This is a genomic window from Streptomyces jeddahensis (assembly GCF_001642995.1).
Taxonomy (GTDB): Bacteria; Actinomycetota; Actinomycetes; order Streptomycetales; family Streptomycetaceae; genus Streptomyces; species Streptomyces jeddahensis.
Map to the genome: position 1 here is coordinate 20,567 of NZ_LOHS01000058.1, position 24,728 is coordinate 45,294.

Genomic DNA, 24,728 nt, shown 5'->3' on the forward strand with positions numbered 1-24,728 from the left:
CCTCCTCGATCCCCGCCCGGCCTCACCCACTGGACAGCGCCAGGGGCACAGAGCGTCACCGTTCCCGGCGGAATCCCGGATCGCCGCCCAGGCCTTTGCAGCGGCGGCCGGAATCACGCGGTGCCGTGATCCGCGGTGCCATGATCCGCCGCCGTGATCAGCGGCTTCGCCATCCGCGGTTTCGCGATCAGCCGGTTTCGTGATCAAGCGCCTTCTTGATCACGCGATCGCACGGTTCGTGATCGCACGGTTCCGTGATCGCGCGGCCCCGTGCTCATTGGTCGCTGCGCGCAGTGCGTCGTCCGACGCGTCGCCGGACAGCGGGCCGGGTGCTCGACTGACCGGCTCGTTTGCCCTTCGCTCCCGGGCCGGCCCCGGGACCTGACCTACGGCGCCGACGGTCCGGTCCCATGGGCAGCGCGGGACGCTCCACGCTCGAGGGCTGCGCACGGAGAGTTCCGCGCGGTGAGCGGGCGGCGGGCGTGAGGGACGGGTCCTGATCGTGGTCCGGTGCCGCGGCCTCCCGTTCGGCGCGCTCGCTGCGCAGGCAGCTACGGATGGACTCCGGGTCCAGGCCCTCGTTGCAAGCCCGGTGCAGCAGGACGGCGAACGTATAGCCCGGGTCCGCGCCGAGGGCCATGGCCAGTGCCTCCCGGCCTTCCAACTCGTCGCCGAGCGACCAGGCGACCCAGCCTGCGAGCGTCAGTGGTGCCGCGGCATGCTCGCCATAGGCACCGACACAGCGGCGCGCCAGCGCCCTCCACAGACGCAGTGCCGCAGGTGCCTCGTCGCCTTCCATCCACTCGGCTGCCTGGTCACGCGTCTTCCGGTCCTGCAGCCCGAGGATCAGCGCCGCTGCCTCGTCATGTGCGATCAGTTCGTCATCCCTGAGATCGGCTCGGTGCGTGCCGCCGACCGGTGGGGTGCCGGCGAGCCTGCCGATGACCCGGCGGGCGAGATCGAGGGTCTCCGCCGCGACCTTGGCACCGTCCTCTTCGTCCAGCATCCGCGGGATCAGCGTCATCACAGCGGCGTCGAGGGCGCTCTCCTGATCCTCAGCCGCTGCTTGCGTTCCCCAGGGAACGAGCCTCGCCCTCAGCTCACTCAGCGTCCCGCGCACCTGCATCCCCGCGTAGGTGGCGGCAGCGGCCAGGACCGAGGTGCCGGGAAGGCCGAGCGAGACGCCTTCTGGGGGACAGCAGCGCTCTCCCGGACAGCAGTAGGACCATGAGCGGCCGCCGGAGATGCACAGCGCCTCGACCACGGGGACGTCGAGGCCACCGCAGGCCGTGCGCAGCGACTGCGCGAGCGGCCGCAGACGTTGCATGACCTGCTGTCCCGACTCGGCCCCTGCGGGGTCCTGGCAGAGGAAGACCACCATCCCCTCGGGCCGGGCACCGCGCCGCTCGCTGCCCGTCACGAGGCACTGCGCCAACTGCTGTGCGACGGGCGGCCAGTCCTCCTCGCGCTCAGGGATCCCGAGTCGCGCACGAGCGCCGAAACGCCCGCGCCCGTTCCGGTCGTGCACCGCGACCAGCACGATGCTGTCCTCCGGCCGGTATCCGAGCAAGTACGGCAGGGCATCGGCCAGTTCGGACGCGGTACGCAGGGTGATCTGCTGGTCAGCGACCAGATCCGGGGACCCGCCGTATGCGAACGCGGCGGACCCGCCGTGTTCGGAACGGACGGGCTCACCGTGTCCCGAGGGAACGGACTCGCCGCGTCCCACCGGAACGGGATCGCCGTGTCCCGAAGGAGTCGTGATGTCGCCGGGTTCGGCGGCGCCTGTGGAGTCGTGGTGATTCGTCATGCGCCGACTCTCCCGCGGATCTCAATCTTCCGGTTTTACCTGTGGATAACTTCGATGAACCCGGTCAGGAACACGACAGAAGTTGTCCACAGCCCGGCGGACCCGTTCGCGCGATGTCCGACCCATCGGGTTGCATGGGGGCATGAGCAACGAAGAACTGCGAGCGGCGGCCGATGCCGTTCTGGCCCGTCTCGTCGGCGACCGGACGGGAGACGCCCGGCTGCGTGAGGACCAGTGGCGGGCGATCGAGGCGCTCGTCGCCGACAAGCGCAGGGCTCTGGTCGTGCAGCGCACCGGCTGGGGCAAGTCCGCCGTGTACTTCGTCGCGACCGCCCTGCTGCGCCGGCAGGGCGGTGGCCCCACCGTCATCGTTTCCCCACTGCTGGCGCTCATGCGCAACCAGGTCGAGGCGGCCGTGCGCGCAGGCATCCACGCGCGCACCATCAACTCGTCGAACACGGAGGAATGGGACACCATCCAGGCCGAAGTCGCCGCGGGCAAGGTCGACGTGCTGCTGGTGAGTCCGGAGCGCCTCAACAACCCCGATTTCCGCGATCATGTACTGCCCAAGCTGGCGGCGGCCACCGGCCTGCTCGTCGTTGACGAGGCGCACTGCATCTCCGACTGGGGGCACGACTTCCGACCCGACTACCGACGATTGCGCACCATGCTCGGCGATCTCCCGGCGGGTGTCCCCGTGCTGGCCACCACCGCGACGGCCAACGCGCGCGTGACGGCCGACGTCGCCGAACAGCTCGGTACCGGTGGCAGTGCGGACGCGCTGGTGCTGCGCGGACCGCTCGACCGGGAGAGCCTCAGCCTGAGCGTTCTGTCGCTGCCCGACGCCGCTCACAGGCTGGCCTGGCTCGCCGAGCATCTCAGCGAGCTGCCGGGATCGGGGATCATCTACACACTGACGGTCGCGGCGGCCGAGGAGGTCACGGCCTTCCTGCGCCAGTGCGGCCACACGGTCGCCTCGTACACCGGGAAGACCGAGAACGCCGACCGGCAGCAGGCCGAGGACGATCTTCTCGCCAATCGCGTGAAGGCGCTGGTGGCCACGTCCGCGCTGGGCATGGGCTTCGACAAACCCGACCTCGGATTCGTGGTCCACCTTGGTTCGCCCTCCTCCCCCATCGCCTACTACCAGCAGGTCGGGCGCGCCGGCCGCGGTGTCGAGCATGCGGAGGTGCTCTTGCTTCCGGGCAAGGAGGACGAGGCCATCTGGAAGTACTTCGCGTCGATCGCGTTCCCGCCCGAGGAGCAGGTACGGCGCACGCTCGACGCCCTGTCCGACGCGGGCCGGCCGCTGTCGCTCCCCGCTCTCGAACCTCTCGTGGAGCTGCGCCGGTCCCGTCTCGAAACGATGCTCAAGGTCCTCGACGTGGACGGTGCGGTACGACGGGTCAAGGGCGGCTGGATCTCCACAGGAGCGCCCTGGACGTACGACGCCGAGCGCTATGTGTGGGTCGCCAAGCAGCGGGAGGCCGAGCAGCAGGCGATGCGTGAGTACGCCACGACGGCCGGGTGCCGGATGGAGTTCCTGAGGAGGCAGCTGGACGACGGGGAAGCGGCTCCGTGCGGCCGCTGCGACACCTGTGCCGGGGCTCGGTTCAGCGACGTCGTGTCTCCGGCAGCACTGGCCGCGGCGCGCGGTGAACTGGGGCGAGCAGGTGTCGAGGTGGAGCCCAGGAAGATGTGGCCGACGGGTCTCGAAGCAGTGGGCATCAGCCTCAAGGGACGCATCCCCGCAAGTGAGCAGGCCGCCGTCGGCCGGGCTCTGGGGCGGCTTTCGGACATCGGCTGGGGCAACCGGCTTCGACCCATGCTCGCTCCGCGTGCTCAGGACGGACCGGTGCCGGAGGATGTGGCGAACGCCGTGGTGGGCGTCTTGGCGGACTGGGCGAAGGGGCCCGGCGGTTGGGCGTCAGGCGCCCCGGACGCCCAGGCGCGTCCCGTCGGCGTCGTGACCATGGCGTCGCACACGCGGCCGCAGTTGATCCAGTCCCTTGCCATACGGGTCGCCGAGGTCGGCCGCCTTCCGCTGCTGGGTTCCGTGGAATACTCGCCCGCGGCCGACACTCTCCATGCGTCGCGGAGCAACAGCGCGCAGCGGCTGAAAGCGCTGAATGGCGCCCTCACCGTGCCCCCTGGACTGGCTTCGACTCTCGCTGAGGCTCGCGGTCCTGTTCTGCTCATCGACGATGTGACGGAGACCGGTTGGACCCTGGCGACGGCCGCCCGGCTCCTGCGGCGAGCAGGTGCCGAAAGCGTTTTGCCGCTCGTCCTTGCCGTACAGGGGTGACCGTGGCAGCGTTTCGCAGCCCTGGCCAGGGATATAAGAAGCGAATCAGCACATTTCGATCAGCGGTCTCAATTGCTCGTTGCCGCAAGGCACTACGCCGGGAAGAATTGGAATCGCTCCCGCACAGCCCTCTCTGCTCTGAAGGGGCTTTCCGCGGTGCGCTCCCCCAAGCCCGACCCCCACCCCCGCCCCGTGTGGGCGTAGCCGAAGGGAGGATCGTGACCTTCGGATTCGCTCCGTCCAGTCCCGCTGCGGCGTCTGCCGCGATGGCCGTCGACTCCGCCAGCCGACTTGCCCGGATGCTGGAGCCCGCCGAATGGGCATCGGCAGGCATACCGCTGTTGCGCAATCCACGGGAAGTCGTCAATGGTCTGCATGCCCGGCACCGACTGACGCCCGCGACCGCGGTGGTGGCCGTGCTGGACCCCGATGAACGGCTCAGGGCGAGCGCCTCCTTCAGCCGGAGCGCATCCGCAACGGACGGCTGGGTGTTTCGCAATGCGCTGCTCTCACAACTGCGCCGCGTCATTCCACATGATCTCCGCTTGCGCACACCTGTCCGTACCGCCGTGCTGCTCTACTGCCGTGAGGGCGATGCCCGTTGGACGGAGGAGGACGGGGCCTGGATGTGGGGGCTGCGCGACGCGTGCACGCTGCACGGGCTGCGGTGCGGGGCGTACATCACGTTGACGCGTGAAGGCTGGCAGGTACTGGGCGAGGGTCGTGGCGGCCGTCGGCCCAACACCACCTCGGCGCCGACGACGTTCGCCGAGGAGCCGCCGGCACGGCGCACCGGTGGCGCGGCGTCCGATGTACTCCGCCGGGCAGCAGCACGCTGAGGCGGCACCACGCACCACGCCGAGGGGCACGGTGCCACCGCACCTCTGACCGGCAGGGAGCATCGCCGTCGTCGTCACCCAGGGGGCCATAGGCCCGCAAGGGGCAACAGGCCCGGAGGCAACGGCGACGGAGGCGGCGGCCTGTGGGGGAACCGCCGATTCCCGCGCGCCACAGCCCGCCAGTCGGCTCGCTCACTGCACGCCCGCCCGGCGCGCTTGCCGCATCGCCCCTTCGCTGCGACCAGCCATCCAACGCCGAAGCCGGACGGAGGCCGCGCCATCGAGTCACCGCGCATGGACATCCCGCACGGGCTGCCCGCCGCGGCTGCGGTCAGGCGTCGGGGCCGGACTCGTCAGACCGCGGCGCCCAGAACCGAGTTGATCCGCTGTGGGTCACCGCACACGATGAGCAGGGCGCCGGCCCGGCCATGCGCCAGCGGCAGGGCAACTGCCGCGTCCTCGTCGGAACCGCCGTTGACGGCGACGATGACGACCGGGCGCGACGCGACCCGACCGGCGGCCAAGGCGTCGGCGTAGAAGACGTCGTCACCGGCGTCGTGCTGGGCCCAGTACGCGGCCTCGCCGAAGGACAGCTCGTGGGCGGCCCACGGATGCGGATCACCCGTGGTGATCACGAGGATGTCCCCGGGCGTACGGCCCGACTCCAGCAGCAGGTCGACGGCTTCCTCCGCAGCGTCCAGCGCGCCCTCGGCCGAGGCCGGGATCAGCTGGATCTGCGGCGTCGTGGAAGGCGCAGGAACGGAGGGAGAAGATGGCGACGGCGACGGGGCTGACGGCCCCGGCTTGGCGGCCGACGAGTCGCGTGACGAGCGTTGCGCGGGCGGCATCGGCCGGACAGGGCCCGGGCGACCTGGGCGCGGCGCAGCCGCGGGGCGCGGGCCGGGTACGGGGCGGGGGGTCGGCGCGGTACGGCTGCTGGCCGAAGAGGCGCGGGGACCCTGGGCACTCTCGTGAATCTGAGGCTCCTCGGGAATGAGAGGCATGGGCTGATGTTTATCAAACGCCGTTGCGGCTCGCGTCGGCGGGTGGCACATGAGTGCGAACGGAATCGTCAGAAATCGAAGCCGAGCTGCCCCTCGATCTCTGGAACGCTTCCTTCCGCCCAGGTGCGGGCCTTCTTGAGGTGTCGCCACCGGGGCAACGCATCAAGATACGCCCACGAAAGCCGGTGGTAGGGGGTGGGGCCCCATTCCTCCAGCGCAGCGCGGTGCACCGGGGACGGATAACCGACATTGGCCGCAAAGTCGAAGTCTGCATGGTCGACACCCAGTTCGGCCATCATTTTGTCGCGCCGAACTTTGGCGATCACGGATGCGGCAGCGACGGCCACGCAGGACTGGTCGCCCTTGATCACCGTGCGGACCCGCCAGGGAGCGCCCAGATAGTCGTGCTTCCCGTCGAGAATGACCGCGTCGGGCCGGACTGGCAGCGCCTCGAGGGCACGTCCTGCCGCGAGCCGCAGCGCCGCCGTCATCCCCAGATCGTCGATCTCCTCCGGGGAGGCGTGACCGAGAGCATGGGCCGTGACCCACGAGACCAGCTCAGCGGCGAGCTCGGCGCGCCGTTTGGGAGCGAGCAGCTTGGAGTCGGTCAGCCCTTCGGGTGGGCGACGCAGCCCGGTGACCGCCGCACAGACGGTCACCGGCCCGGCCCATGCACCGCGCCCGACTTCGTCGACACCGGCGACGATCTTCGCTCCGGTGGTGGCTCTCAGGGAGCGCTCGACACGGTGGGTGGGTGGTTCGTAGGGCATGGCGCACAAAGCGTACGCCGCCCGGATGGCCGCGCAACACCCAGGTCAGGGAAACGGAACGGCCCGGGTGCAGGCACACCACGCGGCTTCCGCGGCGGCACGCGAGGAAGGGGCCCGCTCACCTTCGTGTGCACACCCGTCCCACAACCGACCGACGAGCGCCGAGCCGCGTCACCCTCCGTCCGGGCGCAGCAGCGGCATCATCAGCCGGTCGATCATCTCTTCGATGTCACGCTCTTCCCATTCGCTTCCGCACATCTTGGAGCGGTACATCATCATCGCCGGGATGGCATCGCACACGTAGTCGTCGGCTGCTCCGGAGCGGACCTCCCCCCTCTCGATTCCACGGCACAGCACCTCTTTGATGAGGCCGGCCGTCGGCTGCACGACACCTTCCAGGATCAGGCCGTGAAACCGCTCGGCGGCGACTCCATCACACTCGTGAATGATCGAACGCAGAGCAAATCCGGGCGGCGAGTACATCGCCTCGCGCAACTGAAGGCACAGTTCCAGCAGGTCCTCGCGGACGCTTCCGTGGTCCGGCACAGCACCCAACGTCGACAGCGCCGCTTGGAGGGCGTCCGCGACCAGGTCCTCCTTGGACGGCCAGCGGCGATAGACGGCCGCCTTTCCGGTCTGCGCGGCCGCGGCGACACCCTCCATCGTCAGGCCGCTCCAGCCGACCGTACTGAGCTGCTCCAGGGCGGCATCGAGGATCGCCCGCTCCAGCACGGGCCCACGCCGACGCAGGGGGGTCGCCGGGGAGGCCGCCTGAGCGGGAGCGGCCGTCCAGCGCGAAGTAACCATGTCCATCTCTCCGATGTGCGGGTGCAGGAGCCTACGCAAGCAGCGCCTGGGCAGCATCTTCAGTGAACGGTTGCGTTCACTGTCGGGGACTCACTACCGTTGACGCGACAGTGAACGCGACCGTTCACTGACATTCTTGTGGGGGGACCCATGACAACCTCTCAGTTAGTCCACGACCAGAAGCCAGGGGCGGCTCGCCGGGAGGGGCGCCCCGGCATAGCCCTGACCGTCATCGCGGCCTGCCAACTCATGGTGGTACTCGACGCGACGATTGTGAACATCGCGCTCCCGCACATCCAGAATGCGCTCGAGTTCTCGACGACCGATCTCACCTGGGTCGTCAGCGCGTACACGCTCACCTTCGGCGGGCTGCTGCTCCTCGGCGGCCGTGCGGGCGACATCCTCGGCCGGCGCCGGGTCTTCATGACCGGCATCCTTCTCTTCACCGTCGCCTCCCTGCTCGGCGGATTCGCGCAGGAACCCTGGCAGCTGCTGGCCGCGCGCGCCCTGCAGGGCGCGGGTGGCGCCATCGCCTCGCCCACCTCGCTGGCCCTGATCACCACGACGTTCCCCGAGGGACCGGAGCGGAATCGCGCGTTCGGCGTCTTCGCAGCGGTCTCCGCGGGCGGCGGCGCCATCGGACTGCTCGCGGGCGGCATGCTCACCGAGTGGCTCGACTGGCGCTGGGTGCTCTTCGTCAACGTGCCCATCGGTGTGCTGATCGCCGTCCTGACCCCGATGTACATCAACGAGTCCGAGCGCCATCCGGGGCGCTTCGACATCGCGGGCGCGCTGACGTCGACAGTCGGCATGGCCTCCCTCGTGTACGGGTTCATCCGGGCCGCCGAGGAGGGCTGGCGCGACAGCCTCACGCTGGGGTCTTTCGGGGCTGCGGTGGTGCTGCTCCTGGCCTTCGGCGTCATCGAGAGCCGCGCCAGGGAACCGATCACCCCGCTGAAGATGTTCGCGGACCGCAACCGTTCCGGCACGTATGTGATCATGCTGAGTCTCGCTGCGGCGATGTTCGGCATGTTCTTCTTCATCGTGCTCTTCGTGCAGAACGTGCTGGGGTACACGCCGATCCAAGCGGGTCTCGCCTTCCTGCCCATCACGGTCGCCATCGTGACGGGCGCGGGCCTGTCGCAGCGCCTGCTACCCGTGCTCGGCCCCAAGCCGTTCATGATGACCGGCTCGGCGCTCGTCGTGCTCGGGCTCGGCTGGCTGACGTTCATCAGCCCTGACAGCGCCTATATCGGCGGAGTGCTCGGCCCGATGCTGATCTTCGGTTTCGGCATGGGGCTGAACTTCGTCACGCTGACGCTCACCGCGGTCTCCGGCGTCGCCCAACACGAGGCGGGCGCGGCATCCGGACTGCTCAACGCGACCCAGCAGGTGGGCGGTTCGCTGGGTCTGTCCATCCTGACCACGGTGTTCGGTACGGCGAGCAGGGACGAGGCGAAGGCCCAGCTCCCGGACTTCATGGCGAACGGCTCGGCGGAACAGAAGGCCGCATTCGCCAATTCCGGTCAGCTGCCCGCGCCGTGGGGCCACGAAGTGCTCGCCCACGGCATCTCGACCGCCTTCATCCCGGCCGTCGCGATGGCCGTACTGGCGCTGCTCACGGCGACGCTGGTGATCCGGGTACGCAAGAGCGACCTGGAAGCGCTGTCCGGCACGGCCGGGGCGGCGGGGCCCTCGGGAGGCTGACCGAGGCGGTCTTGAGGCAGCTCCCCACTCGAACGAGGACCCTGGAACGTGGTGCCGGGCCGGCCATGACGGCGGGACCGGTCCGGCACCTGCGGACTCCTCTGAGGTACAGCGACTCCCCGGCGCTACAACGACTAAGGCGAACCCTGAGCGGCCGGCGCCTCTACAGCCCGTTCCTCAGCGGTACATGAGGTCCTGTCGCACCTTGTAACAGGTCTCCCCGTCATCGGTCAGCGGCTGGTCATCGAGTATCCGCTGGGCGCGTGCCTCGCCCCAGCTGGTCGCGTACCAGGGGCCGTCGTCGTCCCTGAGGTCCTTGGCGATGTCCTGCAGCGCGCAGGAGCGCAGCGGTTCCTCGAGCCGGTCGAGGGCCGGTACGGCGTCGGCGGACAGCTCTCGCGCATACTGGAGGTCGAACTTGCCGGTGTCCTCATAGCGCTGGACGTTCTGCTCCGCGATCAGGCCGTCGGGAGACAGCAGCCCGAAGGCGAGCACACCCGCCGCGGCGCTCGCCGCGACGACACGCGGCAGCCAGCGGGCGCCCCACACGCCGGCCGCCATGATCAGCACGATGACGAGGCCGAGCCAGAGCTCCACGGCCACCACCGAGATCCTCAGCCGCGTCAGTCCATACGCCTCCACGTACATGTCCATGCGCCGCACCGCCGACGCCACGACAACGAGCGTGAGAACACAGAGAGTTCCCAGCACGCCACGCACCAGCGCTCGATCGCCCGGTGCCCTGCGCGGAGCCCAGCGCAGTGCGAACACGATGACGAGCAGCGTGAGCAGGGTGGCGATGAGCAGCTGCCAGAACCCCTGCCGTGCGTACGCGGAGTACGTCAGGCCCGTCTTCTTCAGTACGGCGTCGTATCCACCGAAGAGCACGGCAAGCTGGACGGCGTTGAAGGCCGCGAACAGCACGTTGAGCACGATCAGCGGCAGCGCCCACTCGACGCGGCCGCGCGGCCGGCCGGGGGCCACCTCGATCCGGTCCCACTGAAGGGGTGCGGCGGCCGTGTGGGCGGCCGCCAGCGCGCCGACCACACCGAGGGCGAGAAGCAGCAGGCGCCAGGGCCCGTCCGCGACGGATGCGTCGGGCATCAGATCACCCAGCACATCCGCGAAGGCGGCGTCGGCCGAGGCGAACAGCGCCCCGAAGACCAGCAGCAGACCCGCGGTCACGGCGACGGCACGCACCACTGAGCCCAGGTTGCCCCGGGAGCCGCCTGTCCGGTCGCGCAGGCCGCGCCAACCCCAGGACAGACCCGTGAGGAGTGAGGCGAAGACCCCGAACGGGCCCAGCAGCACCCCTGGCCAGGTGCGCGAGCCGTGCAGCGCGAGCGAGCCCAGCGCCATGGCGGAGACGACGGCCAGGAAGGACGGCCAGCCGGCGTCGCGCAGGGCGGGCACCAGCAGCAGGGCCAGCCCGCCGACGGCCCACAGCAGAGTCCATGGGCGCGGCCGGCGGCCCGCGGCCCCGGCGGCGAAGAACGCGCCGAGCGCGGCCGGGATCGCGACGATCAGCAGGTTGAGCGCCAGCCCGTCGCCCAGCAGAAGCATGCTGACTACGCCGGTGGCCAGTACCGACCAGAGCGTCGCTACACGGATACGCGCAGGAGGTTCGCCGTGCAGGGTCTCGAGCCGCGGACCGCTGCCGGGGAGCGGGTCGTCCCACTTCGGGGCGTCGGCACGGGTCACGTCACCGGAGTTGTTCGTTTCACTCGGTTCGTTCAGGTCGCTCGGTTTGTTCGCGCCATTCGGTTCGTTCGCGACGGCCTCGTCGTGCGAGTCGTCGGCGCTGAATGCGTCTCCATCCGCTCGTTTCGCTTCATCGGCCGGCTGCCCTTCCTGCGTCGGCTCCGACTGGGATGGTGTGGACGGTCTGTCGGACACGGGACCCCCTCCCGACCGGTCGCGAAGGCCCACGCGCGCGTGGCGGCGTCAGTCGGCGACCGGTGTCTCGTTCGGCGCACGCCCGACATGATCAACAGGCGGCGTGGCGGACAGGCTAGCCGCACAGCGACCGAAAGGAGAGGCGCCCTCAGCTCTGTGGCATGACCGTGACAGTTGGAGGGGCGGGCGGATCCGGCCGCCGCCGGCACGCCGGCACGGCGTCATCGCCCGACGGAGAAATCCCGGCCTCAGCAGCCAGCCGCCCTCAGGCCGTCCCGCCCGTCGCCCAGGCCGGCAATTCCTCCGTACGGTTCAGCCATTCTGCCGGTGGTGCCCCCGCCTTGCCGCCAGCGATCACTCCGCCGACGATGGCGCAGGTCGTGTCCACGTCACCGCCCGCCTGGGCGGTGTTCCAGAACGCGCTCTCGTAGTCGCCGAGGCCCCGTGCCGCCGACCAGAGCGCGAACGGCACCGTGTCATGGGCCGACGTACGGCGCCCGCAGCCCAGCACCGCGGCGACCGTCGCCGTGTCGCCGTAGTCGAGCATGTCCCGGGCCCGCCGGAGCCCCGCCCCGACGGCGCTGCGCGGCACCAGGGCGATGACGCCGTCGAGCAGCGACTCGGGCGTGGGCGGTCCGGAGGGATCCGCCGCCAGCGCTGCCGCGGCGGCGACCGCCATGGCGCCCACCACGGCCTCACGGTGCTGATGGGTGGGGTAGGCCGAGATCTCCGCCTGGTGCGTGGCCTGCTCGGGGTCGTCCGCGTACCAGGCGCCGAGGGGAGCGACCCGCATCGCGGCGCCGTTACCCCAGGAGCCCTGCCCCTTGAACAGCGCGGCGGCGAGTTCGCGCCAGTCGCCGCCCTCGCGGATCTGGCGCAGCAACCGGTTCACCGCGGGCCCGTAGCCGCGGTCGAAGTCGTGGTGCTCCGCGAACGACCAGGCGAGCGCGTCCTGGTCGATCCGCTGGTGCGCGGCCAGGACGGCCACCACGGAGCAGGCCATCTCGGTGTCGTCCGTCCACTGCCAGGGGCCGGACGGCAGCTCACGGCGCCCCAGCAGCGGATAGTTCGCGGGCACGAAGAACTGCGAGCCCAGCGCGTCTCCGACAGCGAGTCCGCGCAGGCTGGCCAGAGCGCGGCCCAGGCGCGCGTCGGGAGAGGAGTCAGCGGTCATCTCGCTGCCACTTTATCCGGTGATCCCGTACGGCTCCGGTTCACGCCAGCGGTCGAACGGCCGGTCCAGCGTGTACTTGCCGTTCTCCCCGAGAACGAGCATCCGCGTCTCGCCGTTCCCGGGGTTCGACAGGCACTCGAACTCGGCCACCGTCCAGTGGAACCAGCGCATGCAGAACAGCCGCATGGTCAGCCCGTGGGTGACCAGCAGCACGTTCGGAGGATGGTCCGGCGCCTCGAAGCTGCGAAACAGGCTCTCCAGGAACGCCCCCACCCGGTCGTACACATCCGCGCCCGACTCGCCCTGGGCGAAGCGGTAGAAGAAGTGCCCGTAGGCATCGCGATAGGCCTGCTGCAGGTGTATGTCGTCACGGTCCTGCCAGTTGCCCCAGTCCTGCTCGCGCAGCCGCGGCTCCTCGCGGATCCGCACCAGCTCAGGGTCCAGCCGGAAGGCGTGGAGGGTCTCATGGGTGCGGCGGTACGGCGACACGTACACGCTGACGCGTTCCCGGCCGAACAGTTCCCGCAGCCTGTTCCCGGTCTCCTCGGCCTGGCGCCGCCCGGTCTCGGTGAGCGCGAGTGCGTGGTCCGGTTCGCGCTCGTACACGGTGTCGTCGGCGTTGCCCACCGACTCCCCGTGCCGGACGAGGACGATGCGCCGTGGTCGTGCCATGGTCAAACCCTAGAGCGCTCTCCGGCGGTCGAGCACACGTACGGACCATCCGGCTTGCGTGACATCACGCACCCCCGGAACACCGGTCACACGGTCCACGAGGGCTCCAGTTCCACGACGTCTCCGGCCAGAGCCGCCACATCCGCGTCCGTCTGGGCCCGCAGGGCAAGCCGCTCCACGCGTTCAGCCCGGTACTTTCCGTGCTCCGCCGCCGACTGCCACATCGACAGCACCAGGAACTCGTGGTCGGGTGCCTCGCCGAACAGCCCCCGCACCATTCCCGGAGAGCCGGCCATGGCGGGGTTCCACACCTTCTCCTGCATGAGCGCGAAATTCTCGACGCGGTCCGGATGGACGCGGCAGTGGGCGACCCGCACCACATCGGCGTCCGTGAAGCGGGGTTCGAAGCCGGTCTTCACATCGAACCGGTGGTCGAAGAGCTTGACTTGAGCATCCTTGAAGGTGCCCGACTGCGCTGCGGCGAGCCGGTCGTGGGAGCGGGCCATGAACGAGTCGTAGAAGGTCCGGCTCTCCCAGAAGGCGAACACATGGGCCACCCCGGGCCGCAAGCGACTCCAACCCCCGCCCTGCCCACGGAAACCCGGCTCCCCCGGAAGCCCCGCCCATTTCCGCTGCCCCCGTTCAAAACCGCGGCGGTCCACCACGGTGCAGCGAATCCACTTGACCAGCACCGCGCCATCGTAAGGCCAGGCGGCGCGGCGCCGGTCTCCCTCGGTCGGAGGATCCCTCCAACAACCATGACTTCTCTGGCCGTTGGGCACCGCGCCCTCTCCGCCGAGGAACCATACTGGGCAGCAGACCGAACAGACGGACGCATACCGAAGCAGGCACGAATCCGGGGAGGGCAGGTCTCTTGGCCAGTCTCAACAAGGGACTCAAGAAGGTCGACGTACGGCTCCGGTGGGATCCGAGTCCACTGGGCCGGCCGCCGCACGACCTCGACATCGTCGCCGCGACGTACACGGCCGACGAGCCGTATGGAAAGCCGTCGTACGTCGTGCACTTCGGCAGCCGGTCGCCCGACGGCACCATCACGCTCAGCCGGGACAGCCGGACCGGTCAGGGTTTCGGCTCCGACGAGGTGATGGTCCTGGAGCTCGAACGGCTGGCGGCCGGGTACGCGCGCGTGGTGGTCGGTGTGGTCATCCAGCAGCGCAGCGGCGAGAGGACCTTCCAGGACATCGCCAACCCGCGCGTGGTGATCGCCGAAGGCCCTATGGAGTTGGCCGCGGACGACTTCGCCCGCGTCGCCGACTCCACCGCGGCCACCGTCGCCGAGTTCACCCGCGACGCCTCAGGCGAGTGGGAGCTCCATGAGGCCCTGCGCGGCTTCGACGGGAACCCGGAGTCCTTCGCCACCGTCATGGGCAGCCGTTCCTGATCCCTCGGGGAACGCCGTGAGGGGCGGCGCGGCCGTTCGCCGCACCGCCCCTCACGGGCTCTGTTCGATCAGCTGCAGCCGCTGGTCGACCCGCAGCCCTCGCAGATGTAGCACGAGCCGGCGCGCTGCATCTTGGTGCCGCAGGAGAAGCACAGCGGGGCGTCGGCCTGGATGCCCAGCTGCATCTCCACCAGTTCGGCGCTGGTGTGCGCCTGCTTCGGAGTGGGCTTGGCCGCCTCCTCCTTGGGCGCGGCGGCCACGGCCTTCAGCTCCTGCGCCCGCGGTGCGGACTGGGCCAGGCCCTCGACGTCCACCTCGTCATCGGCCGGCTCGTACGAACCGGTCTCGAGGTGGCGCTGGCGCTCCTCGGCCGAGTGGATGCCGAGCGCGGAGCGGGTCTCGAAGGGCAGGAAGTCCAGCGCCAGGCGGCGGAAGATGTAGTCCACGATCGACTGCGCCATCCGCACGTCCGGGTCGTCCGTCATGCCGGCCGGCTCGAAGCGCATGTTGGTGAACTTCGAGACGTACGTCTCCAGCGGCACGCCGTACTGCAGACCGACCGAGACGGCGATGGAGAAGGCGTCCATCATGCCCGCGAGGGTGGAGCCCTGCTTGGACATCTTCAGGAAGACCTCGCCGAGACCGTCGTCGGGGTAGGAGTTGGCGGTCATGTAGCCCTCGGCACCGCCGACCGTGAAGGACGTGGTGATGCCGGGACGGCCCTTCGGGAGGCGCTTGCGGACCGGGCGGTACTCGACGACCTTCTCGACCGCGGCCCGGATGGTCTCCTCGGCCTTCTCGGTGACCTCGGCCTTCTCCTGCTCCTTCTTCTTGGCGGAGAGGGGCTGGCCGACCTTGCAGTTGTCGCGGTAGATCGCGAGCGCCTTGACGCCCATCTTCCACGCCTCGAAGTAGACCTCTTCGACGTCCTCGACGGTGGCCGACTCGGGCAGGTTCACCGTCTTGGAGAGCGCGCCCGAGATCCACGGCTGGATGGCCGCCATCATGCGGACGTGACCCATCGCGGAGATGGAGCGCTCGCCCATGGCGCAGTCGAAGACCTCGTAGTGCTCGTGCTTCAGACCCGGGGCGTCGATCACATTGCCGTGCTCGGCGATGTGGGCGACGATCGCCTCGATCTGCTCCTCCTGGTAGCCCAGGCGGCGCAGGGCCTGCGGAACGGTGCCGTTGACGATCTGCATCGAGCCGCCGCCGACCAGCTTCTTGAACTTGACCAGCGCCAGGTCGGGCTCGAGACCGGTGGTGTCGCAGGACATCGCGAGACCGATGGTGCCGGTCGGGGCGATGACGGACGCCTGCGAGTTACGGAAGCCGTTCTTCTCACCGAGGCGGACCACGTCCTGCCAGGCCTCCGTGGCGGCGGCCCAGATCGGCGTGTCCAGGTCGTCCATGCGGACGGCCTTGTCGTTGGCGTCGGCGTGCTGCTTCATGACGCGCAGGTGCGGCTGCGCGTTGCGGGCGTAGCCGTCGTACGGGCCGACGACCGCGGCGAGCTCGGCGGAACGCTTGTACGAGGTGCCGGTCATCAGGGAGGTGATCGCACCGGCGAGCGCGCGGCCGCCGTCCGAGTCGTACGCGTGGCCGGTCGCCATCAGCAGGGCGCCGAGGTTGGCGTAGCCGATGCCGAGCTGGCGGAAGGCGCGCGTGTTCTCGCCGATCTTCTGCGTCGGGAAGTCAGCGAAGCAGATGGAGATGTCCATCGCTGTGATGACGAGCTCGACGACCTTGGCGAAGCGCTCGACGTCGAAGGACTGGTTGCCCTTGCCGTCGTCCTTGAGGAACTTCATCAGGTTCAGCGAGGCGAGGTTGCAGGACGTGTTGTCCAGGTGCATGTACTCGCTGCAGGGGTTCGAGCCGTTGATCCGGCCGGACTCCGGGCACGTGTGCCAGTGGTTGATGGTGTCGTCGTACTGGATGCCCGGGTCGGCGCACGCCCAGGCGGCCTCGGCCATCTTGCGGAACAGCGCCTTGGCGTCGACCTCCTCGATGACCTCGCCGGTCATACGGGCGCGCAGGCCGAACTTCTCGCCGTTCTCGACGGCCTTCATGAACTCGTCGTTCACACGGACCGAGTTGTTGGCGTTCTGGTACTGGACGGAGGTGATGTCCTCGCCGCCCAGGTCCATGTCGAAGCCCGCGTCGCGCAAGGCGCGGATCTTCTCCTCTTCCTTGACCTTGGTCTCGATGAAGTCCTCGATGTCCGGGTGGTCGACGTCGAGGATGACCATCTTGGCCGCGCGACGGGTCGCACCACCGGACTTGATCGTTCCGGCGGAAGCGTCGGCGCCGCGCATGAAGGACACCGGGCCGGAGGCGTTGCCGCCGGAGGACAGCAGCTCCTTGGAGGAGCGGATACGGGAGAGGTTCAGGCCGGCACCGGAGCCGCCCTTGAAGATCATGCCCTCTTCCTTGTACCAGTCGAGGATCGACTCCATGGAGTCGTCGACGGACAGGATGAAGCACGCGGAAACCTGCTGCGGCTGCGGGGTTCCGACGTTGAACCAGACAGGGCTGTTGAAGCTGAAGATCTGGTGCAGGAGGGCGTACGCCAGCTCGTGCTCGAAGATCTCGGCGTCGGCGGGCGAGGCGAAGTACTTGTAGTCCTCACCGGCCTTCCGGTACGTCTTCACGATGCGGTCGATCAGCTGCTTGAGGCTGGTCTCACGCTGCGGGGTGCCGACGGCACCGCGGAAGTACTTGCTGGTGACGATGTTGACCGCGTTCACCGACCAGAAGTCGGGGAACTCGACGCCACGCTGCTCGAAGTTGACCGAGCCGTCGCGCCAGTTGGTCATGACGACGTCACGGCGCTCCCAGACCACCTCGTCGTACGGATGCACGCCGGGGGTGGTGTGGATGCGCTCGATGCGCAGCCCCTTGCTCGCCTTGGCTCCCTTGGCGCGGGAACCTCGTGCTGCCGGGCCGCTCGCCGTCTCTGTCATGCCGCCTCCCTGTATCGGGCTAAAACGCCCTGAAGTGCCTCGATCTTCCCGTGGCACGGTGTCTGTCTGGTATTGCGGGCGCCGCTCTTGCCGCCCGCAACAGGTCTCTGATCGCCGCCGATCTCCGGCCGGGCCGGTCCGCCCGGTCCGGGCCTGCAGGTCAGTCGGCGGCAGCGGCGGGCACGGGGACTTCGGCAGTCCCTCCGGACCCGCGGTCGTGTGCTTCGCGTCCTGCGCCCGCGCACCGCTCGTCCGCGGCGGGCTGCTGTGCCGGGTTCTCCCTCAGCTCCTTGATGGCGGCCTCGAAGTCCTCGAGCGAGTCGAACGCCCGGTACACGGACGCGAAGCGCAGGTAGGCGACAAGGTCGAGCTCCTGCAGCGGGCCGAGGATGGCCAGCCCCACGTCATGGGTGGTCAGCTCGGCGCTGCCGGTGGCGCGCACGGCCTCCTCGACTCGCTGGCCGAGTTGGGCGAGGGCGTCCTCGGTGACAGGCCGTCCCTGGCATGCCTTGCGCACGCCGTTGATGACCTTGGTACGGCTGAAGGGCTCCGTCACCCCGCTGCGCTTGATCACCATCAGCGAGCAGGTCTCCACGGTGGTGAACCGCCGGGAGCAGTCGGGGCACTGGCGGCGCCTGCGGATCGACGTGCCGTCGTCGGTCGTACGACTGTCGACGACTCGGCTGTCGGGGTGCCTGCAGAAGGGGCAGTGCATGACTTCCAACCCTCCTTCACAGCAGACTCAATAGCCCCAAAAGGCGTCACACGCCCCTCGAAGCAGCCCCAAGCATAGGCGATGCCGGAGGGTCCGAAGGACCGGGGGACCACAACTTCTGGGCTACGACTGCAATCCAACCACTAGATCTGGGGTTTGGCCGCACTTTCGACACCATCGCGTGTCGCGCCCTGGAGAGATCGGTGTTCACGCAGGTCCGCCAGGTACCCGACCTCAGAACCGCCCCACGCACCGCCGGTATCGCAGCCGGATTCGCATGGCAGCCCGAGCGAAGCCCGGGTCGATGCACTGCCCGCCGGTGCCCGGATGGCAGACTGGAGGCACCCCGCAGGGGGCGCTCGATCCCGGCGGTGAATCGTAGCGGATTGAACCCAAATGCCTGACACGGCGGGCGACAGCCATACACCCGGACTCATGATCAAGTGCGGCAATCCGCGATATTTCACTCGAACGTGTGTTTGGCGCAACCTTTCGAAAGCAACTACCGTTGTCCAGCTAGGGAGAACATCTCGAGAGGGGCCGACCGACGTGACCACCACCGCAGACAGTGCCACCATCACTGCCCAGGACCGCTCCCAGGGCCGACTCGAGCCGGTGCATGCCATGAACGACGCAATCGCAAACCAGGAGGGGCCGAAGCCCGCCCGCTCCCTGCCGGGCCGACCTCCAGGCATCCGGGCGGACAGCTCCGGACTCACCGACCGGCAGCGACGGGTCATCGAGGTCATCAGGGACTCGGTGCAGCGGCGTGGTTACCCGCCGTCCATGCGGGAGATCGGGCAGGCCGTCGGCCTCTCCAGCACCTCCTCGGTGGCCCACCAGCTGATGGCGCTGGAGCGCAAGGGCTTCCTGCGCCGCGACCCGCACCGCCCACGTGCCTACGAGGTCCGCGGCGCCGACCAGCCAACCGTCCAGCCCACCGACACCGCGGGCAAGCCGGCCGCGTCGTACGTTCCGCTGGTCGGCCGTATCGCGGCCGGTGGCCCGATCCTCGCCGAGGAGTCCGTCGAGGACGTGTTCCCGCTCCCCCGGCAGCTGGTGGGTGACGGCGAGCTGTTCGTCCTGAAGGTCGTCGGCGACTCCATGATCGAGGCCGCCATCTGTGACGGGGACTGGGTGACGGTCCGCCGCCAGCCCGTGGCCGAGAACGGCGACATCGTCGCGGCGATGCTCGACGGCGAGGCGACGGTCAAGCGCTTCAAGCGCGAGGACGGCCACGTGTGGCTCCTCCCGCACAACTCCGCGTACCAGCCGATCCCCGGTGACGAGGCGACGATCCTCGGCAAGGTGGTGGCGGTGCTGCGGCGGGTGTGACACTCCGCCCCCTGACCGGGCCCCGGGACCAACTGCGCCGGTCCCGGGGCCCTGCCGTTCTCTGCGGCTGAACCGCCGCCGCTCTCGCCGGTATGGCGCCCCGCCTATGCGGCCATGGGCCACTGGCCCTCCGCATGTGCGGCCACGGCCGCCGCCGGAACGGGCCGGGCCTACTGCGCCTCCGTCTCGGCAGCCGTGGCGGCCTTGGCTGCCGCGTCGATCGCTGCCAGCGAGCGGCGCACCTGGTTGCGGTCCGTCGTGTACCAGAAGTCGGGCAGGGAGGCCTTCAGATAGCTGCCGTAGCGGGCCGTGGCCAGCCTCGGATCCAGTACGGCGACCACTCCGCGGTCCCCCGACGCCCGTACGAGACGTCCTGCACCCTGGGCCATGAGCAGCGCCGCATGGGTGGCCGCGACGGCCATGAAGCCATTGCCGCCGTTCTCCTCGACTGCCTTCTGGCGGGCGCTCATCAGCGGATCGTCGGGGCGCGGGAAGGGGATCTTGTCCATGACCACCAGCTGACAGCTGGCTCCCGGCACGTCGACCCCCTGCCAGAGCGACAGCGTCCCGAACAGGCAGGTCTTCGGATCGGCCGCGAAGTTCTTGATCAGTTCGCCGAGGGTCTCCTCCCCCTGCAGCAGTATCGGGAACTCCGGAATGCGGGCCCGCAGCGCCTCGGCCGCGGACTGGGCGCCGCGCATGGAGGAGAACAGGCCGAGCGTACGCCCGCCCGCGGCCTGGATGAGTTCGGTCAGCTCGTCGAGCATGTCTCCGCGCTCGCCGTCGCGGGCCGGGCGGGACAGATGCTTGGCGACGTAGAGGATGCCCTGCTTGCGGTAGTCGAACGGCGACCCCACGTCGATGCCCTTCCATACGGGCAGATCCTCGCTCTCACTGCCCGCCGTCCCGGCGATGCCTTCGGGAGCGAGGCCCAGAGAGGCGCCCACACCATTGAAGTCGCCGCCCAGCTTCAGCGTCGCCGAGGTGAGGACCACGGAACGGTCCGCGAAGAGCTTCTCGCGGAGCAGCCCGGACACGGACATGGGGGCCACCCGCAGCGAGGCGCCGAAGCGGTCATGGCGCTCGTACCAGACGACGTCCCACTCGGAGCCGTTGGTGATCCGCTCCGCCACGTCATGAACCGTCTCGACGGACGCCAGGGCCTGCTTGCGCACCGCGTCCTCGTCCTGGACGGACTTGTCACGGGTGCTGCCGAGGGCCGAGATGACGGTGCGGGCGGCGTCGCGCAGTGCCATCAGGGCATAGCCGAGGTCCTCGGGGATCTCCTCCAGACGGCCCGGCAGAGCCAGCTCCATCAGCCGCTCGAAGCCCTCGGCGGCGGTCTGCAGCTGATCGGCCGCCTTCTCGTTCACCAGCTTGGCCGCCCGGCGCACCGCACGGTTGACCTGGCCCGGCGTGAGCTCGCCGGTCGCAACGCCGGTGACCCGGGAGACCAGCTCATGGGCCTCGTCGACGATCAGGACCTCGTGCTGCGGAAGGACCGGGGCGCCCTCGATGGCGTCGATGGCGAGGAGCGCGTGGTTGGTGACGACGACCTCGGCGAGCTTCGCGCGCTCGCGCGCCATCTCGGCGAAGCACTCCGCGCCGTACGCACACTTCGAGGCGCCCAGGCACTCCCGGGAAGACACTGACACCTGCGACCAGGCCCGGTCCGAGACGCCCGGGGTGAGGTCGTCGCGGTCGCCGGTCTCCGTCTCGTCCGACCAGTCCCGCAGCCTCAGCAGGTCCTGGCCCAGCTTGCTGGTGGGCGCGGCCGCCTCGAACTGGTCGAAGAGGCCCTCCTCCTCGTCCTGCGGCATGCCCTCGTGGAGGCGGTGCAGGCAGAGATAGTTCGAGCGTCCCTTGAGCATGGCGAATTCGGGGCGCCGCCGCAGCAGCGGGTGCAGCGCGTCGACCGTACGCGGAAGATCCCGCTCCACGAGCTGGCGCTGAAGCGCCAGCGTGGCCGTCGCCACGACGACCCGGTCCCCGTGCGCCAGCGCGGGCACCAGATAGCCCAGCGACTTACCGGTGCCGGTGCCCGCCTGGACGAGCAGATGCGAGCCGTCGTCGATCGCCTGGGCGACGGCTTCGGCCATGGCCACCTGGCCAGGCCGCTCCATGCCGCCGACTGCGGTGACGGCGGCGTGCAGGAGCTCGGGGAGTGAGGGCTTCGTCATAGGGCCTCCACCCTACGGCGCGCCACTGACAGTCCGGCGATCAAGGCTGGGCCAGGCCGGCGCGGAGCGCTGGTCAAGGCTGGTGCAGCGGGTTGGGCACGGTGCCGTGCACGGCGGCGTGCGGGCGCTCGGAGCGGTCCCGGTAACCATCCAGGTGCAACCGGTTGCGGTTCAGGCAGAGCCGCTCGATACAGGGCGTGAGCAGGTCGAACGTCTCGAATCGCTCCTTGAGCTCCGGGAAGCGGGCCTGGTGGCGGAGGATCTCCGCGCGCACCAGGGACCAGAAGTCGGCCTCCGGGACGCCGAGTTGCTCCTCGCACAGCGGTGCCAGGTAGCGGAAGACTCCGATGAAGAGACCCGAATGGATGAACTGGGTCAGGAAGGCCGGAGGCTCCGTGAGCAGCACGCCGCGCACGTCGTCGGGCAGGGACGCATGCTCCGGCAGCGGCTGCGAGCTGATGTTGACGTCGTCCACGAAGTCCTTCACCGCAAGCCGGACGGGCACGTCCTGGTCGTCGAAGACGACGATGGCGTTCTCGCCGTGCGGAGAGAACACGGTGCCGTAGCGGTAGAGGAAGTGCAGCAGCGGCGGCAGCAGGGCCGCAAAGAGCCGTCGCAGCCAGGACCGGGGCGCCAGGCCGGAGCGGGCGACCAGCTCCGCCGTGAAGGAACGTCCCTGTGGATCGGTATGCAGGAGTGCGGCGAGAGTGCGGGCGCGCTCTCCCGGGGCGAGGTGGCGAGTGATCGGTTCACGCCAGATCACCCCGAGCAGCTCCTTGTACTGGTACGGCACCTCGTGGAGCCCGTCGTACACCGGGTGCTCGACGGTCACCGAGGCCACTTCGCCGAGCAGGATCACGCCGCAGTCGTCCCGCAGAAAGGAATCGGCGTCGCGTAGGCCGTGCATCCAGGCGGTGACGGCCGGGGCCGCGAGGGTGCGCTCGGTCGGCAGTCCGCGCCAGACCAGCGTGTTGAGAACGGACAGCGGGAGTTTCACCGTGTGCCGGTCAGGATGAGACGTGTTCAGGAACGTCCTGATGGACTGCTGCGGCAGCCGCAGGTCACCGTCGGTGGGCAGGGGGACGATGGCATCGGATGCGAGGGCAGGCGCGAAGAGGGTCAGCACGATGTCGTCCCACTGCCAGGGGTGTACCGGCAGATAGAGGTACGTCGCCGGGTCGTGCCCGCGTGCGCGGAGGGCGGCGGCGAAGCACTCCCGTGTGCTCGCGTCGAGTTCGCGTGCGTAGAGCTGTTCAGCCGTGGCGAGGCCGACGACGCCCCGGTACGCGGCGAGGTCGGTGCGGACGGCGATCCACGGCAGGGTCGTCGCCCTGCGGGCCTCGGGGGCCCAGCGCGCGGCGTCGGTGCCGGAGAACCCGAGGCGGCCCTTGTTGAGGACGAGCCAGGGGTGGCCCGTCTGGTGGCCCTCGAGTTCCGCATAGCCGAGTTCGGCGAGTTCGGCCGCGGAGCGGGCTGTGTGGTCCAGGCGGACGTCGGCGGCGAGGGTGATGGTCAGTTCGCGGATGAGGTGCCCGAGTGTGGCGCCGTCGAGGCCGAGGGTCCGGCGGGCGCGGGTGAGGAATTCGAGAGGGTCCCCGAAGGGGGTCGGCTGCGGTTCGGGTGCCGGGTCAGCGGTCGTACTCATACCGGATACCCCCGATGGTGCGGGCGCGGTCAGCGTGAGCGAGGCAGGGTCGATGCGCCAGCTTCCGTAGGCGCCGCGACGGGCTCGGAAGGTGAGGAGTCCCTCGTTCTCGTCGAGGCGCAGCGTGTAGCGCTGACCTGCGCGTTCCTGTGCGTGTGACCCGCTGCCGCCCGGCGGGGAGGCGGTCGGCCCGCCCTGGAGTACGCGCTCGGGACGGATGATCTCCTCGTACGCGAACTCGCCGATCATCTTGGCCAGCAGGCGCCGCCCGGCCCGGTCCCAGCGGTCCCGGGTCAGTTCGGGCGGATCGTACAGCGCGAACGGCTCTCCGGAAGTCGGGCTGGCGGGCGGATTGGGCACGAGGACTCCTCGAGAGGGAACCTGGTCGCGATGAGCGACGTTACTGAGAGTGACCGGGATGAAGCAGATGGCGCAGGACCCGGTCGCGGACCATGAGTGCGGCCCGCTTGCCGGGGAGCTCGACCTCCGCGGAGAAGCGGAAGCCCGCGCTCAGGAACGCCGAGACGGAGGGGGTGTTGCGCAGATCGGGTTCGGCGATCACGCGAGTGCACCGGGGGCGGTGGTCGAGCACGAGATCGGCGACGGCTCTCAGGAGCGTTGTGCCGAGCCCCCGTCCGCGGTGGGCGACACCGCCGATGAGGAGGTGGATTCCGGTGTCGTGCGGACGGGCGGGGTAGTAGCGGGCGACGGGGTCGAGGTCCGCGCGGTAGATCTCCCAGTAGCTGATGGGGGCGCCGTCGAGCACACCGAGACACGGCACGCTCCGTCCGTCGCCCTCGAGCTGGGGACGCAGATGGGCTTCCGTCACGGTGTCGGGGCCGTCAAGCTCCCAGAACGCGGCAACGGCGGGGTCGTTCATCCAGCGGGTGATGAGCGGCAGATCGCGTTCGACGCGTACCGGGACGAGCCTGAAGACGCCCGCGGGTGTGCTGGTGGGCCTCCATTCGGGGAGGTTGTCGAGCAGATCGTCGTCGGCGAAGGCGGCGAGGTCGGCGGGCATGGGATCCGCCATGAGCCGGGTGTCGGCATGCGTGTCGGTGTGGTCATACGCGGGGGCATGCGGGTCGGCGTACGTCTCGGCAGGCGTCGAGGCGCCGGTGGCCGTCGCGGCCGCCGACTGCCGACGGGCGCGGTGTGGGGTGCCCTCTGCCGCCCCGGTGGGCTCGTCGGCGTCGTCTGCTTCGTCGCCTTCGGACGCCTCGGTCTCGGCGGCCTCGGTGAAGAGGGCGATGAGCTCGTCCGGCAGACGCAGGTCGAGTGTGTCCGCACTGTCCAGGTCGTTCGGTCCGGGGTTCAAGCCGGGTTCCGAGCCCATGCCGGTACCCGAGCCGGGCTCCGTACAGGTGCCCGTACCCGTGCCGGTCTCGGTCCCGCTGGCCGGGTCGGTCTCCGTGCCGGCCTCTGGACGGGCTTCGGTGGCGGTGGGGGCACCGGCGTCGGTGCTCGCATCGGTGGGAGCCACGGTGCTGCTCCTCTCTCGGAG

Annotated in this window: 18 protein-coding genes; 5 read left to right on the forward strand and 13 right to left on the reverse strand. The window is 69.7% G+C overall.

Translation table 11 applies throughout. From position 1 onward, the window contains the following. Positions 1–274 precede the first annotated feature (274 nt). Positions 275–1,810 carry a DUF4192 domain-containing protein gene (locus STSP_RS09475; RefSeq protein WP_067274694.1) on the reverse strand — a complete coding sequence of 512 codons (1,536 nt, stop codon included), beginning with the start codon at positions 1,808–1,810 and terminating at the stop codon, positions 275–277. A gap of 142 nt (positions 1,811–1,952) precedes the next feature. Between STSP_RS09475 and STSP_RS09480 the strand changes: the two genes are divergently transcribed. Together STSP_RS09480 and STSP_RS09485 are read left to right on the forward strand one after the other, a co-directional pair. Beyond that, positions 1,953–4,115, forward strand: coding sequence for a RecQ family ATP-dependent DNA helicase (locus tag STSP_RS09480; protein ID WP_067274697.1), 2,163 nt, complete (start codon positions 1,953–1,955; stop codon positions 4,113–4,115). A gap of 218 nt (positions 4,116–4,333) precedes the next feature. Next, positions 4,334–4,954 carry a hypothetical protein gene (locus tag STSP_RS09485; protein ID WP_067274700.1) on the forward strand — a complete coding sequence of 207 codons (621 nt, stop codon included), beginning with the start codon at positions 4,334–4,336 and terminating at the stop codon, positions 4,952–4,954. Positions 4,955–5,307: 353 nt separating this feature from the next. Here STSP_RS09485 and STSP_RS09490 read toward each other — a convergent pair whose 3' ends face one another. From STSP_RS09490 to STSP_RS09500, 3 genes are all read right to left on the reverse strand, one after another. Continuing rightward, the gene (locus tag STSP_RS09490) at positions 5,308–5,958 is read right to left on the reverse strand and encodes a hypothetical protein (RefSeq protein WP_078067018.1); all 651 of its coding nucleotides are present in this window, start codon (positions 5,956–5,958) and stop codon (positions 5,308–5,310) included. 68 nt (positions 5,959–6,026) lie between these two features. Next, positions 6,027–6,728 carry a ribonuclease HII gene (locus STSP_RS09495; RefSeq protein WP_067274704.1) on the reverse strand — a complete coding sequence of 234 codons (702 nt, stop codon included), beginning with the start codon at positions 6,726–6,728 and terminating at the stop codon, positions 6,027–6,029. A 171-nt stretch (positions 6,729–6,899) separates the two neighbouring features. Then, positions 6,900–7,535 (reverse strand): TetR/AcrR family transcriptional regulator, encoded by a 636-nt coding sequence (locus STSP_RS09500; protein WP_067274831.1) that lies wholly within the window; start codon positions 7,533–7,535, stop codon positions 6,900–6,902. A 150-nt stretch (positions 7,536–7,685) separates the two neighbouring features. On the opposite strand from STSP_RS09500, the gene STSP_RS09505 reads away from it, so the two are divergent. Continuing rightward, a complete protein-coding gene (locus tag STSP_RS09505; protein WP_067274706.1) occupies positions 7,686–9,242 on the forward strand; it encodes an MFS transporter in 1,557 nt (518 codons plus the stop codon). A 177-nt stretch (positions 9,243–9,419) separates the two neighbouring features. Here the strand turns inward: STSP_RS09505 and STSP_RS09510 are convergent, their stop codons facing one another. From STSP_RS09510 to STSP_RS09525, 4 genes are all read right to left on the reverse strand, one after another. Beyond that, a complete protein-coding gene (locus STSP_RS09510; RefSeq protein ID WP_408646253.1) occupies positions 9,420–11,138 on the reverse strand; it encodes a DUF4153 domain-containing protein in 1,719 nt (572 codons plus the stop codon). Between the two features lie 265 nt (positions 11,139–11,403). Continuing rightward, positions 11,404–12,312 (reverse strand): ADP-ribosylglycohydrolase family protein, encoded by a 909-nt coding sequence (locus STSP_RS09515; protein WP_067274709.1) that lies wholly within the window; start codon positions 12,310–12,312, stop codon positions 11,404–11,406. A 12-nt stretch (positions 12,313–12,324) separates the two neighbouring features. Next, positions 12,325–12,984, reverse strand: a complete 660-nt coding sequence (locus STSP_RS09520; protein WP_067274711.1) for a histidine phosphatase family protein — start codon at positions 12,982–12,984, stop codon at positions 12,325–12,327. Positions 12,985–13,070: 86 nt separating this feature from the next. Next, complete coding sequence (locus tag STSP_RS09525) at positions 13,071–13,676, reverse strand: YdbC family protein (RefSeq protein WP_078067020.1); 606 nt, start codon at positions 13,674–13,676, stop codon at positions 13,071–13,073. Positions 13,677–13,858: 182 nt separating this feature from the next. Between STSP_RS09525 and STSP_RS09530 the strand changes: the two genes are divergently transcribed. Continuing rightward, a complete protein-coding gene (locus tag STSP_RS09530) occupies positions 13,859–14,386 on the forward strand; it encodes a TerD family protein (protein ID WP_067274717.1) in 528 nt (175 codons plus the stop codon). A gap of 68 nt (positions 14,387–14,454) precedes the next feature. On the opposite strand, the gene STSP_RS09535 is transcribed toward STSP_RS09530, so the two are convergent. Together STSP_RS09535 and nrdR are read right to left on the reverse strand one after the other, a co-directional pair. Next, on the reverse strand, positions 14,455–17,349 hold the full coding sequence (locus tag STSP_RS09535) for a vitamin B12-dependent ribonucleotide reductase (RefSeq protein WP_067274720.1): 2,895 nt from the start codon (positions 17,347–17,349) through the stop codon (positions 14,455–14,457). A gap of 160 nt (positions 17,350–17,509) precedes the next feature. Further along, complete coding sequence (gene nrdR, locus STSP_RS09540; RefSeq protein ID WP_067274723.1) at positions 17,510–18,064, reverse strand: transcriptional regulator NrdR; 555 nt, start codon at positions 18,062–18,064, stop codon at positions 17,510–17,512. 549 nt (positions 18,065–18,613) lie between these two features. Between nrdR and lexA the strand changes: the two genes are divergently transcribed. Next, complete coding sequence (gene lexA / locus STSP_RS09545) at positions 18,614–19,399, forward strand: transcriptional repressor LexA (protein ID WP_067274726.1); 786 nt, start codon at positions 18,614–18,616, stop codon at positions 19,397–19,399. Positions 19,400–19,569: 170 nt separating this feature from the next. On the opposite strand, the gene STSP_RS09550 is transcribed toward lexA, so the two are convergent. The 3 genes from STSP_RS09550 to STSP_RS36825 all read right to left on the reverse strand — a co-directional run bounded on the left by STSP_RS09550 (position 19,570) and on the right by STSP_RS36825 (position 24,707). Beyond that, positions 19,570–21,579 carry an ATP-dependent DNA helicase gene (locus STSP_RS09550; protein WP_067274729.1) on the reverse strand — a complete coding sequence of 670 codons (2,010 nt, stop codon included), beginning with the start codon at positions 21,577–21,579 and terminating at the stop codon, positions 19,570–19,572. Positions 21,580–21,652: 73 nt separating this feature from the next. Beyond that, positions 21,653–23,584, reverse strand: a complete 1,932-nt coding sequence (locus STSP_RS09555; RefSeq protein WP_067274732.1) for an IucA/IucC family protein — start codon at positions 23,582–23,584, stop codon at positions 21,653–21,655. A 40-nt stretch (positions 23,585–23,624) separates the two neighbouring features. Next, entirely contained in the window at positions 23,625–24,707 is a 1,083-nt protein-coding gene (locus STSP_RS36825) for a GNAT family N-acetyltransferase (protein WP_408646254.1), read from the reverse strand. Positions 24,708–24,728 lie beyond the last annotated feature (21 nt).

What these genes read in the sequence shown, in the direction of transcription:
- STSP_RS09520 (WP_067274711.1), bottom strand. Translation starts at nt 12,984, where the DNA reads ATGGCACGACCACGGCGCATCGTCCTCGTCCGGCACGGGGAGTCGGTG.
- STSP_RS09490 (WP_078067018.1), bottom strand. Translation starts at nt 5,958, where the DNA reads ATGCCTCTCATTCCCGAGGAGCCTCAGATTCACGAGAGTGCCCAGGGT.
- STSP_RS09515 (WP_067274709.1), bottom strand. Translation starts at nt 12,312, where the DNA reads ATGACCGCTGACTCCTCTCCCGACGCGCGCCTGGGCCGCGCTCTGGCC.
- STSP_RS09535 (WP_067274720.1), bottom strand. Translation starts at nt 17,349, where the DNA reads ATGACAGAGACGGCGAGCGGCCCGGCAGCACGAGGTTCCCGCGCCAAG.
- STSP_RS09495 (WP_067274704.1), bottom strand. Translation starts at nt 6,728, where the DNA reads ATGCCCTACGAACCACCCACCCACCGTGTCGAGCGCTCCCTGAGAGCC.
- STSP_RS09475 (WP_067274694.1), bottom strand. Translation starts at nt 1,810, where the DNA reads ATGACGAATCACCACGACTCCACAGGCGCCGCCGAACCCGGCGACATC.
- STSP_RS09505 (WP_067274706.1), top strand. Translation starts at nt 7,686, where the DNA reads ATGACAACCTCTCAGTTAGTCCACGACCAGAAGCCAGGGGCGGCTCGC.
- STSP_RS09480 (WP_067274697.1), top strand. Translation starts at nt 1,953, where the DNA reads ATGAGCAACGAAGAACTGCGAGCGGCGGCCGATGCCGTTCTGGCCCGT.
- STSP_RS09500 (WP_067274831.1), bottom strand. Translation starts at nt 7,535, where the DNA reads ATGGTTACTTCGCGCTGGACGGCCGCTCCCGCTCAGGCGGCCTCCCCG.
- STSP_RS09550 (WP_067274729.1), bottom strand. Translation starts at nt 21,579, where the DNA reads ATGACGAAGCCCTCACTCCCCGAGCTCCTGCACGCCGCCGTCACCGCA.
- nrdR (WP_067274723.1), bottom strand. Translation starts at nt 18,064, where the DNA reads ATGCACTGCCCCTTCTGCAGGCACCCCGACAGCCGAGTCGTCGACAGT.